Raw genomic sequence first — 11,847 nt, 5'->3', positions numbered from 1 at the left:
TCAGCCCCCTGCGATAACCTGAAACAGCAGGATCTGGTCGCCTTCATTGACCTGCTGATGTTCCCACTGCTCGCGCGGCAGGATCTGTTGATTGAGCGCCAGCGCCGTTCCCGGCTTGAGCTGGCGCAGCTTGTCGAGCAGTGCGGCAACGGTAAGCCCGTCGTCGCATCTCATCGGCTCATCGTTAAACAGAATGCGCATCGCGGCCTCCGCAAACAGGGCAGCGGCTGGCGCGGTGCAGCGCCAGATGGCGCCAGCCGCTGGAGCGGGCATCAAACAGCCGCAGCGTATTGCGTTCCGTCTCCATGCCGCTGAGCAGCTTGATGGCCTCCAGCGCCTGCAGGGTGCCCATTACCCCAACCACCGGACCCAGAACGCCCGCCGTACGGCAGCTGCGCGCCGGTTCGGCATCATCCGGCCACAGGCAGCGATAGCAGCCCTGCGTCCACGGCGGGGTGAGGACCATCAACTGGCCGCCGAACCCCACCGCGCTGGCGGTGATAAGCGGGGTATTCGTTGCCACGCAGGCGGCGTTAATCGCCTGACGCGTCGCCATGTTGTCCGTGCAGTCCAGCACCACGTCGGCCAGAGCGACCTCACGGTGCAGGCTTTCACCGCTGAGCCGCTCCTGCAGGGCAATCAGCGCGATATCCGGGTTAAGCTGGTTAAGACGCTGCCGGGTGATTTCCGCCTTTGGCCGGTTGACATCCTCGGTGGTAAAGATAATTTGTCGCTGCAGGTTGCTGAGGTGAACCTCGTCGTCGTCGGCCAGCACCAGCGTGCCGACGCCCGCGCCTGCCAGATAAAGCGCGGCGGGCGCGCCTAATCCCCCAAGGCCGACAATCAGCACCCGGCTGGCGAGCAGCTTTTGCTGCCCGTCGATGGCGATATCTTCCAGCAGGATCTGACGGCTGTAGCGCATAAAATCACGATCGTTCATCGCCCGCTCCTGCCAGCTGCAACAGCTGTTGAGTGGCGAGCCGCCAGTCTGCGGCCTGGGTGATGGCGCTGACGACGGCGATGCTGCCGACGCCGGTCTCCAGCACCGCCGGGGCGCGTTCAAGGCTGATTCCGCCAATGGCAACGGTGGGGTAATCGGCCAGGCGTTTAACGTGGCTCGCCAGCTGCGCCAGCCCCTGCGGTGCGGAGGGCATCTGCTTGGTTTGCGTCGGGAAGACGTGGCCCAGCGCGATGTAAGAGGGGCGGGCCGCGAGGGCCACGTCGATCTCCATGTCATCGTGCGTTGATACGCCCAGCCGCAATCCGGCTTCACGGATGGCGCTGAGATCCGTTGTTTCCAGGTCCTCCTGACCCAGATGTACGCCGTAAGCACGGTACTTAACGGCCAGCCGCCAGTAGTCGTTGATAAACAGGCGGGCGTTATGCCGACGCCCCAGCGCGATGGCGGCAACCACATCGGCTTCCACCTCGTCATCGCGTTTATCCTTAATGCGCAGCTGAAGGGTGCGAACGCCAGCCTCCAGCAGGCGTTCAATCCACGCCACGCTGTCTACCACCGGATAGAGCCCTAAGCGGTAGGGGACGGACGGGAAATCGGGCTGGTACATTAGGCCTCCTCTTTTTTGAGGTAAATTTCGCCGCCTTTGGCGCGGAAGGTTTCAGACATGTCCGCCATACCCACTTCAATGGTTTGCGCGGCGGCGTAGTCGCGCACCTCCTGGCTGATTTTCATCGAGCAGAATTTTGGCCCGCACATGGAGCAGAAGTGCGCGACTTTGCCCGATTCCTGCGGCAGGGTCTCGTCGTGATAGGCGCGGGCGGTGAACGGATCCAGCGCCAGGTTGAACTGATCTTCCCAGCGGAATTCAAAGCGCGCCTTTGACATGGCGTTATCGCGGATTTGCGCGCCCGGGTGGCCTTTCGCCAGATCCGCCGCGTGGGCAGCAATTTTGTAGGTAATCAGACCCTGCTTCACGTCCTCTTTGTTCGGCAGGCCGAGGTGCTCTTTCGGCGTCACGTAGCAGAGCATGGCGCAGCCAAACCAGCCGATCATCGCCGCGCCAATCCCGGAGGTGAAGTGGTCATAGCCTGGGGCAATATCGGTGGTCAACGGCCCCAGCGTGTAGAACGGCGCTTCATGGCAGTGCTCCAGCTCCTCGGTCATGTTGCGGCGGATCATCTGCATCGGCACGTGTCCCGGGCCTTCAATCATCACCTGCACGTCATACTCCCAGGCGATTTTGGTCAGCTCGCCCAGCGTGTGCAGCTCGGCAAACTGCGCTTCGTCGTTGGCGTCGCGGATGGAACCCGGACGCAGGCCGTCGCCCAGCGACAGGGAGACATCGTACGCGGCGCAGATTTCGCAAATTTCGCGGAAGTGTTCGTAGAGGAAGTTTTCCTGATGGTGGGACAGGCACCACTTCGCCATGATGGAACCGCCGCGCGAGACGATGCCGGTCAGACGTTTCGCGGTCATCGGCACGTAGCGCAGCAGCACGCCCGCGTGAATGGTGAAGTAGTCCACGCCCTGTTCAGCCTGTTCCAGCAGCGTGTCGCGGAACGCTTCCCAGGTGAGGTCTTCGGCAATGCCGTTGACCTTCTCCAGCGCCTGATAAATCGGGACGGTGCCAATCGGTACCGGGCTGTTACGCAGGATCCATTCGCGGGTTTCATGAATATAGCGTCCCGTGGAGAGGTCCATTACCGTGTCCGCGCCCCAGCGCGTGGACCAGACCAGCTTTTCCACCTCTTCTTCGATGGAGGAGGTGACGGCAGAGTTACCAATATTGGCGTTGACCTTCACCAGGAAGTTGCGCCCGATAATCATCGGCTCGGATTCCGGGTGGTTGATGTTGGCGGGGATAATCGCGCGGCCAGCGGCCACTTCGTCACGCACAAACTCCGGCGTGATGTTCTCCGGCAGCCGAGCGCCAAAGCCTTCCCCCGGATGCTGATAGCGCAGCACTTCGCTGCGGATGCGCTCGCGACCCATGTTTTCGCGGATGGCGATGAACTCCATCTCCGGCGTGACGATGCCCTGGCGGGCGTAGTGCAGCTGGGTCACGCAGCTGCCCGCTTTAGCGCGTTTTGGCGTCAGCAGGCCGGTAAAGCGCAGCGCGTCCAGGCCGCCGTCGGCCAGCCGCTCTTTGGTGTACGCAGAACTGCGCACGCTCAGCGCTTCGCAGTCGTTGCGCGCGTCAATCCACGGCTGGCGCAGCTTTGCCAGACCCTGCTGTACGTTGATGGCAACCTCAGGGTCGCCGTACGGCCCGGAGGTGTCATACACCGGCACGGCCTCGTTCTCTTCATACTGCGGGTTATCCTTGCTGCCGCCGATAAGCGTCGGGCTGAGCTGGATTTCGCGCATCGGGACGCGGATATCGGCCTGCGAGCCGGAAATGTAGATGCGTTTCGAGTTCGGGAAAGCGGTGCCTTCCAGGGTGTCGATGAAGTGTTGGGCCTGTGCGCGCTGTTCGCGGCGGGTCAGTTTTGCAGTAGACATAGCTCATTCCAAAAGTGAAGGACATGGCTTGTCAGACGACGGATGAAGCAAGAGAGGATCGCCCAGGGGCGATACAACAGCAGTGTGACTCTTGTTCCCTTCGCAGGTATTAGCCTGATCAGGTTCCGCGGATCCCGAATTAACGGTCTCAGCCCGCGCGTTTAAGCGCTGGGCACTCCGACAAGAAAAATCCCCCTCGTGAGAGGGGCGAATGGTTGTAAATTACTCGTTAACGATTAAGAACTCAAGCCGGGCGCGCGACGTTATCTTCGGGGCTGGCATTAAGGACGAGGCTAATCAGCTTATCCTCCAGCGTGAATCGCTCTTCCAGCGCTTCGCCAAGGTCGGAAAGCGCCCGCTGGAACTCTAGATAATTGTCGTGATCGATGGCGTTCTCAAGCGTGGAATCATAGTAATCCATGATCTGCTGGGTGTTGGCCTCCAGCAGCGGATAGAGTTTGCTGGCCGCTAAATACGGCGTTGTCCCTTCCATTTCACGGATAATGCGTTCATAAATATTGAAATGGCCGTCGGACAGATAGTCGACCAGGCCCTGACAAAAATCATCCAGCGCTTTTTCATTCAGCCGCATAAACGATTCTTTGCCAGGCTTAATACCGACCAGATTGTAATAAGCCACGAGTAGATGCTTGCGCACATGTAGCCAGCGATCCACCAGTTTGTTACTTCCTCTAACGCGCTCAGTCAGGCTTTCCAGCTGGTTTAACATGGTCGACTCCGCAAAGTGTAGGATTGAATCTGCTTATCCAGAATGTAACCACAATGCTAACAACATGTCAGTGAAGCGAAGGTAGTGCAATAGATATGGATCGTATTATTGAAAAATCAGATCTTGGTTGGTGGATCGTCAGTCACGAACAGAAATTATGGCTCCCTGCCGGAGAAATACCCCATGGCGCGGCCGAGGCGTTCGATCTTGTTGGCCAGCCAGCGCTAAAGATCGGCGAATGGCAGGGTGAACCCGTGTGGTTGATCCAACAGCCCCGCCGTCAGGATATGGGATCGGTGCGGCAGGTGCTGGATCAGGATGTTGGCCTGTTCCAGCTGGCGGGGCGCGGCGTGCAGCTGGCGGAGTTTTACCGCTCGCATAAATTCTGCGGCTACTGCGGCCATACCATGCGCCCGAGCAAAACCGAGTGGGCGATGCTTTGCAGCCATTGCCGCGAGCGCTACTACCCGCAGATTGCGCCGTGCATTATCGTCGCCATCCGCCGGGAGGATTCCATCCTGTTGGCGCAGCATACCCGCCATCGCAACGGCGTTTATACCGTGCTTGCCGGCTTCGTCGAGGTGGGCGAAACGCTGGAGCAGGCGGTGGCGCGCGAGGTGATGGAGGAGAGCGGGATCAAAGTGAAGAATCTGCGCTACGTCACCTCCCAGCCGTGGCCGTTCCCGCAGTCGCTGATGACGGCATTCATGGCCGAATACGACAGCGGCGAAATCGTTATCGACCAGAAAGAGCTGCTCGACGCGAACTGGTATCGCTACGACGATTTACCGCTGTTACCCCCGCCGGGCACCGTGGCGCGTCGGCTGATAGAAGATACCGTGGCGATGTGTCGGGCCGAGTATGAGTAGTGTTACACTGGGGCCATGACGCTTAAGGAACTGCAAAAATGACCGAACTGAAGAACGATCGTTATCTGCGTGCGCTGCTGCGCCAGCCCGTTGATGTCACCCCGGTGTGGATGATGCGCCAGGCGGGACGCTATCTGCCAGAGTACAAAGCCACGCGCGCGCATGCGGGCGATTTTATGTCGCTGTGCAAAAACGCCGAGCTGGCCTGTGAAGTGACGCTTCAGCCGCTGCGCCGCTTCCCGCTGGATGCGGCGATCCTCTTCTCGGATATTCTGACCATTCCGGATGCCATGGGCCTTGGCCTGTACTTCGAAACCGGTGAAGGCCCGCGTTTCACCTCGCCCATCCAAAGCAAAGCCGACGTGGATAAGCTGCCGATCCCCGATCCGGAAGGCGAGCTGGGCTACGTGATGAACGCCGTGCGCACTATTCGCCGCGAGCTTAAAGGCGAAGTGCCGCTGATTGGCTTCTCCGGCAGCCCGTGGACGCTGGCCACCTACATGGTTGAAGGGGGCAGCAGCAAAGCGTTCACCAAAATTAAAAAGATGATGTACGCCGAGCCGCTGGCTCTGCACGCGCTGCTCGACAAGCTGGCGAAGAGCGTCACCCTCTACCTGAACGCGCAGATTAAGGCCGGTGCGCAGTCGGTGATGATTTTCGACACCTGGGGCGGCGTGCTGACCGGGCGCGACTATCAGCAGTTTTCCCTGTACTACATGCATAAAATCGTCGACGGCCTGCTGCGCGAGAACGAAGGTCGCCGCGTGCCGGTGACGCTGTTCACCAAAGGTGGCGGCCAGTGGCTGGAAGCGATGGCGGCAACCGGCTGCGACGCGCTGGGTCTCGACTGGACCACCGATATCGCCGATGCCCGCCGCCGCGTGGGTGACAAAGTGGCGCTGCAGGGCAACATGGACCCGTCCATGCTCTACGCGCCGCCAGCCCGTATTGAAGAAGAAGTGTCGACTATACTGTCTGGTTTCGGCCAGGGGGAAGGCCACGTCTTTAACCTCGGCCACGGCATTCATCAGGATGTACCGCCAGAACACGCGGGCGTATTTGTGGAGGCGGTGCATCGGCTTTCAGCCCAGTATCACCAGTAAGGAGTGATTATGGATCTCGCGTCGCTACGCGCTCAGCAAATCGAACTGGCCTCATCGGTGATCCGCGAGGATCGTCTGGATAAAGATCCTCCGCAGTACATTGGCGGAGCCGACGTCGGGTTCGAACAGGGTGGGGAAGTGACGCGAGCGGCGATGGTGGTGCTGAAATACCCTTCTCTTGAGCTGGTGGAGTACAAGGTCGCGCGTATCGCCACCACCATGCCGTACATTCCGGGCTTTCTCTCCTTCCGCGAATATCCCGCGCTGCTGGCCGCGTGGGAGCAACTCTCGCAAAAACCTGACCTGCTGTTTGTCGATGGACACGGTATTTCACACCCGCGCCGTTTAGGCGTTGCCAGCCACTTTGGGCTGCTGGTGGATGTGCCGACCATCGGCGTCGCCAAGAAGCGCCTGTGCGGCGCGTTTGAACCGCTTTCCGCCGAGCCGGGTGCGCTGGCGCCGCTTATCCATAAAGGTGAGCAGCTGGCGTGGGTCTGGCGCAGCAAGGCACGCTGTAACCCGCTCTTTATTGCCACCGGCCACCGGGTCAGCATGGACAGCGCGCTGGCGTGGGTGCAGCGCTGTATGAAGGGCTACCGCCTGCCGGAGCCGACGCGCTGGGCAGACGCCGTGGCCTCTTCGCGTCCGGCTCTTGTTCGTTGGCAGGAAATTCAGCGATGATTCAGGTAAACTGCGCCTAATTTTCGATTCGAGAGATCATCATGCTACAAAACCCGATTCACCTGCGCCTTGAGAAACTTGAAAGCTGGCAGCACGTGACGTTTATGGCTTGCCTGTGCGAGCGCATGTATCCCAACTATGCCGCGTTCTGTAAGGAAACGGGCTTTGGTGATGGCCATATCTACCGCCGCATTCTGGATCTGATCTGGGAAACGCTGACGGTGAAGGACGCGAAGGTGAACTTCGACTCCCAGCTTGAAAAGCTGGAAGAGGCGATTCCGGTTGCGGATGATTTTGACCTCTACGGCGTCTACCCGGCGATCGATGCCTGCGTGGCGTTAAGCGAACTGCTCCACTCTCGCCTGAGCGGTGAGACGCTGGAGCACGCTATTGAAGTCAGTAAGGCATCGATTACGACCGTCGCGATGCTGGAAATGACCCAGGAAGGTCGCGAGATGACCGACGAAGAGCTGCGTGCGAACCCGGCGGTTGAGCAAGAATGGGACATTCAGTGGGAAATTTTCCGCCTGCTGGCAGAGTGTGAAGAACGCGATATTGAGCTGATAAAAGGGCTACGCGCGGACTTGCGAGAGGCTGGCGAGAGCAATATTGGTATAATTTTTAACCAATGAGACAATAAAACTTGAGATAACGCCCGTTTTGTCGCTCCTCGACTCTTCCCTTTCGCCCCTTGTCTGGTCTACATTTGTGGGGCGAATAAAAGTGGCTATCGGTGCGTGTATGCAGGAGAGTGCTTTTTTGGCATTTTCGTCGCACTCGATGCTTAGCAAGCGATAAACACATTGAAAGGATAACTTATGAACAAGACTCAACTGATTGATGTAATTGCGGACAAGGCTGATCTGTCTAAAGTGCAGGCTAAAGCTGCTCTGGAATCTACCCTGGCTGCTATTACTGAGTCTCTGAAAGAAGGTGATGCTGTACAACTGGTTGGTTTCGGTACCTTCAAAGTGAACCACCGCGCTGAGCGTACTGGCCGCAACCCGCAGACCGGTAAAGAAATCAAAATCGCCGCAGCTAACGTGCCGGCATTTGTTTCTGGTAAAGCACTGAAAGACGCTGTTAAGTAAGACGCGTGGCAGTGAACAGTTTTAGCGAAGGGGCGGTAACGCCCCTTTTGTCTTTCTGGCGTGGAACGCTTGCGCTGGCAGGCATGCTGCTGCTGTCAGCCTGCAGCCACGATACCTCCCTGCCGCCGTTTACCGCCAGCGGTTACGCGGACAACCAGGGCGCAGTCAGGATCTGGCGCAAAGACTCCGACGGCGAAGTGCATTTGCTTTCTGCCTTCAGCCCGTGGCACAACGGTAATACGTCGACGGCGGAATATCGCTGGCAGGGAGATGACCTGTCGCTGATTGAACTGAACGTCTACAGCAAGACCCCCGAACACGTGAAAGTGCGTTTTGATGACCATGGCGAGCTGAGCTTTATGCAGCGCGAAGTCAGCGGTCAAAAACAGCAGCTTTCCAGCGACCAAATCGCCCTCTATCGTTATCGTGCCGAACAAATCCGCCAGACCAGCGATGCGCTTCGTCTGGGTCGCGTTGTGCTGCGCCAGGGGCGCTGGCATGCCGATGGGACGGTAACCACCTGCGAAGGACAAACGGTGAAGCCTGAGCTTGAATCCTGGGCGACCGAACATATTCAACGCCGTCAGCGTCATTCATCAATGGAGGTGAGTGTAGCGTGGCTTGAGGCGCCGGAAGGCTCTCAGCTGCTGCTGGTAGCGAACGAAGACTTCTGCACCTGGCAGCCGACAGAGAAGAGTTTTTAGTTCCCTCTCCCCTATGGGGAGAGGGTTAGGGTGAGGGGAACAGACGTCTCCCTTACTCCCCCTGCTCGCGGGCAATCGCGCGATAACCGATATCCTGACGGCTAAAGCTGCCGTTCCAGTGAATATCCGCCATCAGCGCATAGGCGCGCTTCTGCGCTTCAGCCACGGTATGGCCCAGCGCGGTCGCACACAGCACGCGTCCGCCGTTAGTCAGCACGCGGTCATCATCAGCCAGTTTCGTACCTGCGTGGAACACCTTCGCACCGTCAATCTCTTCCAGCGGCAGACCGTGGATCTCATCACCGGTGCTGTAGTTGCCCGGATAACCACCCGCAGCAATCACCACGCCCAGAGACGCGCGCTCGTCCCACTCTGAGGTTTTCTCATCGAGCTTGCCGTCGCAGGCGGCCAGGCACAGATCCACAAGGTCGGATTTCATGCGCAGCATGATGGGCTGCGTTTCCGGATCGCCAAAGCGGCAGTTGAATTCGATAACCTTAGGGTTGCCCTGCTTGTCGATCATCAGGCCCGCATAGAGAAAACCGGTGTAGGTATTGCCTTCCGCCGCCATTCCCTTCACGGTAGGCCAGATGATGCGATCCATCGTGCGCTGGTGGACGTCGTCAGTGACCACCGGAGCAGGGGAGTAGGCGCCCATCCCGCCGGTATTAGGCCCCGTATCGCCATTGCCCACACGCTTGTGATCCTGGCTGGTGGCCATCGGCAGAACGTGCTCGCCGTCGACCATCACGATAAAGCTCGCCTCTTCACCGTCGAGGAACTCCTCAATCACGATGCGGTGGCCCGCATCGCCAAAGGCGTTACCTGCCAGCATGTCCTGAACCGCGGCTTCGGCTTCTTCGAGCGTCATCGCGACGATCACGCCTTTACCGGCGGCCAGACCGTCGGCCTTGATCACAATCGGCGCGCCCTTCTCACGTAAGTAGGCCAGAGCAGGCTCCACTTCAGTGAAATTCTGATATTCCGCCGTCGGGATGTGATGACGCGCGAGGAAATCTTTGGTGAAGGCTTTGGAGCCTTCCAGCTGCGCTGCGCCTTCCGTTGGGCCAAAGATTTTCAGGCCCGCTGCGCGGAATGCGTCAACAACGCCAATCACCAGCGGGGCTTCCGGGCCGACGATGGTCAGGTCGATTTTCTCGCTCTGGGCAAAGCTCAGCAGCGCCGGAATGTCGGTTACGCCAATGGCGACGTTCTGTAGCGTCGGCTCCAGTGCGGTACCGGCGTTGCCCGGTGCCACGAAGACCGTTTTCACCTGCGGAGACTGCGCCGCTTTCCATGCCAAAGCGTGCTCGCGTCCGCCGTTACCAATGATTAATACTTTCATTTTCTGCTCCGGAAATTAATGGCGGAAGTGACGCATGTCGGTGAAGATCATCGCAATGCCGTGTTCGTCGGCGGCGGCAATCACTTCGTCATCGCGGATAGAACCACCAGGCTGGATCACGCAGGTGATGCCGACAGCGGCTGCCGCGTCGATACCGTCACGGAACGGGAAGAAGGCGTCAGAAGCCATGGCGGAGCCTTTGACTTCCAGACCTTCATCGCCTGCTTTAATACCCGCGATTTTCGCCGAGTAAACGCGGCTCATCTGGCCTGCGCCTATCCCGATGGTCATGTTCTCTTTGGCGTAGACGATGGCGTTGGATTTAACGAACTTCGCCACCTTCCAGCAGAACAGCGCGTCACGTAGCTCCTGTTCGGTCGGCTGACGCTTAGTGACTACGCGCAGGTCGGCTTCGGTCACCATACCCAGGTCGCGATCCTGAACCAGCAGACCGCCGTTCACGCGCTTGAAGTCCAGGCCCGCTACGCGTTCTGCCCACTGACCGCAAACCAGCACGCGCACGTTCTGTTTCGCCGCGGTGATTTTCAGCGCCTCTTCGGAGGCCGATGGCGCGATGATCACTTCAACAAACTGGCGGGAGATAATGGCCTGAGCCGTTTCAGCATCCAGCTCGCGGTTGAAGGCGATAATGCCGCCGAATGCGGAGGTCGGGTCGGTTTTGTACGCGCGATCGTAAGCGTCCAGAATAGAGGTGCTTACCGCGACGCCGCATGGGTTGGCGTGCTTGACGATAACGCAGGCCGGCTCGCTGAATTCTTTCACGCATTCCAGCGCGGCGTCGGTGTCGGCAATGTTGTTATAGGAGAGCGCCTTGCCCTGAACCTGCTGGGCAGTTGCAACAGAGGCTTCTTTTACCTCTTCTTCTATATAGAAGGCTGCCTGCTGGTGGCTGTTCTCACCATAACGCATATCCTGCTTCTTAATGAAGTTCAGGTTCAACGTACGTGGGAAGCGGCCAGAAGGATCTTTGCTTTCACCGTGATAGGCCGGTACCAGGCTACCGAAGTAGTTGGCGATCATGCTGTCGTACGCCGCGGTGTGCTCGAAGGCTTTAATGGCGAGGTCGAAGCGCGTTTCCAGGGTCAGCGACCCTTCGTTGGCATCCATCTCGTTAATAATGGTGGTGTAATCGCTGCTCTTTACCACGATGGCGACATCTTTATGGTTCTTGGCTGCGGATCGCACCATGGTCGGGCCGCCGATATCAATATTCTCTACGGCATCTTCCAGAGAGCAGCCTTCGCGGGCAACGGTCTGGGCAAACGGGTAGAGGTTAACGACAACCATGTCGATCGGCGCGATGTCGTGCTGCTCCATAATGCCGTCGTCCTGACCGCGACGGCCAAGAATACCGCCGTGAACTTTCGGATGCAGAGTTTTGACGCGTCCATCCATCATTTCCGGGAAACCGGTGTAATCGGACACTTCGGTAACCGGCAGGCCTTTATCTGCTAACAGGCGAGCGGTACCGCCTGTGGAAAGCAGCTCTACACCGCGTGCAGAAAGTGCCTGAGCGAATTCGACGATACCGGCTTTATCAGAAACACTGAGCAGAGCGCGGCGGACTGGACGACGTTGTTGCATGGTAAATCCCCTGGATTTCACGATTACAGAGAGCGTTAGATGAATTTTCCTGTGAAAAACTCATCTAACACACCTGACGGGGCATCCTTGTTAAGCGCGAGCATTTTAACGAAAACGTTTGCGCTTCGCTCGCACATTTTCACTTTTTCGTATCATTGTGGATAAGTCTGTGTGTAAAAAGGTATAAGGCGGGGTTTTGCTGTGGAATGCAGCAGTCAGTCATTTTTCTGTCATTTAGCGGTTGCGGCCCGCTGAG

General features: G+C 58.5%; 13 protein-coding genes and 1 riboswitch. Of the genes, 6 read left to right on the top strand and 7 right to left on the bottom strand.

Annotated features, from left to right (window positions below):
• From thiS to L6R44_RS23380, 5 genes are all read right to left on the bottom strand, one after another.
• Complete coding sequence (gene thiS, locus L6R44_RS23400) at positions 1-201, bottom strand: sulfur carrier protein ThiS (RefSeq protein WP_032644502.1); 201 nt, start codon at positions 199-201, stop codon at positions 1-3.
• Positions 185-940 carry a thiazole biosynthesis adenylyltransferase ThiF gene (thiF, locus tag L6R44_RS23395; RefSeq protein ID WP_237425555.1) on the bottom strand — a complete coding sequence of 252 codons (756 nt, stop codon included), beginning with the start codon at positions 938-940 and terminating at the stop codon, positions 185-187. The genes thiS and thiF overlap by 17 nt, the downstream gene beginning before the upstream one ends.
• A complete protein-coding gene (gene thiE / locus L6R44_RS23390) occupies positions 927-1,568 on the bottom strand; it encodes a thiamine phosphate synthase (RefSeq protein ID WP_237425554.1) in 642 nt (213 codons plus the stop codon). The genes thiF and thiE overlap by 14 nt, the downstream gene beginning before the upstream one ends.
• Positions 1,568-3,463 (bottom strand): phosphomethylpyrimidine synthase ThiC, encoded by a 1,896-nt coding sequence (gene thiC / locus L6R44_RS23385; RefSeq protein WP_237425553.1) that lies wholly within the window; start codon positions 3,461-3,463, stop codon positions 1,568-1,570. The genes thiE and thiC overlap by 1 nt, the downstream gene beginning before the upstream one ends.
• Before the next feature lie 78 nt (positions 3,464-3,541).
• A riboswitch (TPP riboswitch) is annotated at positions 3,542-3,653 on the bottom strand.
• 54 nt (positions 3,654-3,707) lie between these two features.
• On the bottom strand, positions 3,708-4,193 hold the full coding sequence (locus L6R44_RS23380; RefSeq protein ID WP_032644506.1) for an Rsd/AlgQ family anti-sigma factor: 486 nt from the start codon (positions 4,191-4,193) through the stop codon (positions 3,708-3,710).
• Between the two features lie 95 nt (positions 4,194-4,288).
• On the opposite strand from L6R44_RS23380, the gene nudC reads away from it, so the two are divergent.
• The 6 genes from nudC to L6R44_RS23350 all read left to right on the top strand — a co-directional run bounded on the left by nudC (position 4,289) and on the right by L6R44_RS23350 (position 8,641).
• The gene (gene nudC / locus L6R44_RS23375) at positions 4,289-5,062 is read left to right on the top strand and encodes an NAD(+) diphosphatase (protein ID WP_032644507.1); all 774 of its coding nucleotides are present in this window, start codon (positions 4,289-4,291) and stop codon (positions 5,060-5,062) included.
• A 38-nt stretch (positions 5,063-5,100) separates the two neighbouring features.
• Positions 5,101-6,165: a uroporphyrinogen decarboxylase gene (hemE, locus tag L6R44_RS23370; RefSeq protein WP_237425552.1), complete on the top strand. Its 1,065-nt coding sequence runs from the start codon at positions 5,101-5,103 to the stop codon at positions 6,163-6,165.
• A 9-nt stretch (positions 6,166-6,174) separates the two neighbouring features.
• Positions 6,175-6,846 (top strand): deoxyribonuclease V, encoded by a 672-nt coding sequence (gene nfi, locus L6R44_RS23365; protein ID WP_237425551.1) that lies wholly within the window; start codon positions 6,175-6,177, stop codon positions 6,844-6,846.
• Between the two features lie 41 nt (positions 6,847-6,887).
• A complete protein-coding gene (locus tag L6R44_RS23360) occupies positions 6,888-7,478 on the top strand; it encodes a YjaG family protein (RefSeq protein ID WP_032644509.1) in 591 nt (196 codons plus the stop codon).
• Between the two features lie 186 nt (positions 7,479-7,664).
• A complete protein-coding gene (gene hupA, locus L6R44_RS23355; protein ID WP_002445246.1) occupies positions 7,665-7,937 on the top strand; it encodes a nucleoid-associated protein HU-alpha in 273 nt (90 codons plus the stop codon).
• An 11-nt stretch (positions 7,938-7,948) separates the two neighbouring features.
• Complete coding sequence (locus tag L6R44_RS23350; protein WP_032644510.1) at positions 7,949-8,641, top strand: DUF1481 domain-containing protein; 693 nt, start codon at positions 7,949-7,951, stop codon at positions 8,639-8,641.
• A 52-nt stretch (positions 8,642-8,693) separates the two neighbouring features.
• Here the strand turns inward: L6R44_RS23350 and purD are convergent, their stop codons facing one another.
• A complete protein-coding gene (purD, locus tag L6R44_RS23345) occupies positions 8,694-9,986 on the bottom strand; it encodes a phosphoribosylamine--glycine ligase (protein ID WP_237425550.1) in 1,293 nt (430 codons plus the stop codon).
• Between the two features lie 15 nt (positions 9,987-10,001).
• The gene (purH, locus tag L6R44_RS23340) at positions 10,002-11,591 is read right to left on the bottom strand and encodes a bifunctional phosphoribosylaminoimidazolecarboxamide formyltransferase/IMP cyclohydrolase (protein ID WP_237425549.1); all 1,590 of its coding nucleotides are present in this window, start codon (positions 11,589-11,591) and stop codon (positions 10,002-10,004) included.
• Positions 11,592-11,847: the final 256 nt, after the last annotated feature.

Origin of the sequence: Enterobacter cloacae complex sp. ECC445, from assembly GCF_021892025.1 — a bacterium.
In the GTDB taxonomy this organism is placed as follows: domain Bacteria; phylum Pseudomonadota; class Gammaproteobacteria; order Enterobacterales; family Enterobacteriaceae; genus Enterobacter; species Enterobacter chengduensis.
Note: the sequence above shows the minus strand (reverse complement) of the source record. Positions and strands in the feature narration are given on the sequence as shown.

Excerpts from the sequence above, each read along its gene's own strand:
- thiS (WP_032644502.1), bottom strand. The coding sequence starts at position 201 with ATGCGCATTCTGTTTAACGATGAGCCGATGAGATGCGACGACGGGCTT.
- thiF (WP_237425555.1), bottom strand. The coding sequence starts at position 940 with ATGAACGATCGTGATTTTATGCGCTACAGCCGTCAGATCCTGCTGGAA.
- thiE (WP_237425554.1), bottom strand. The coding sequence starts at position 1,568 with ATGTACCAGCCCGATTTCCCGTCCGTCCCCTACCGCTTAGGGCTCTAT.
- thiC (WP_237425553.1), bottom strand. The coding sequence starts at position 3,463 with ATGTCTACTGCAAAACTGACCCGCCGCGAACAGCGCGCACAGGCCCAA.
- L6R44_RS23380 (WP_032644506.1), bottom strand. The coding sequence starts at position 4,193 with ATGTTAAACCAGCTGGAAAGCCTGACTGAGCGCGTTAGAGGAAGTAAC.
- nudC (WP_032644507.1), top strand. The coding sequence starts at position 4,289 with ATGGATCGTATTATTGAAAAATCAGATCTTGGTTGGTGGATCGTCAGT.
- hemE (WP_237425552.1), top strand. The coding sequence starts at position 5,101 with ATGACCGAACTGAAGAACGATCGTTATCTGCGTGCGCTGCTGCGCCAG.
- nfi (WP_237425551.1), top strand. The coding sequence starts at position 6,175 with ATGGATCTCGCGTCGCTACGCGCTCAGCAAATCGAACTGGCCTCATCG.
- L6R44_RS23360 (WP_032644509.1), top strand. The coding sequence starts at position 6,888 with ATGCTACAAAACCCGATTCACCTGCGCCTTGAGAAACTTGAAAGCTGG.
- hupA (WP_002445246.1), top strand. The coding sequence starts at position 7,665 with ATGAACAAGACTCAACTGATTGATGTAATTGCGGACAAGGCTGATCTG.
- purD (WP_237425550.1), bottom strand. The coding sequence starts at position 9,986 with ATGAAAGTATTAATCATTGGTAACGGCGGACGCGAGCACGCTTTGGCA.
- purH (WP_237425549.1), bottom strand. The coding sequence starts at position 11,591 with ATGCAACAACGTCGTCCAGTCCGCCGCGCTCTGCTCAGTGTTTCTGAT.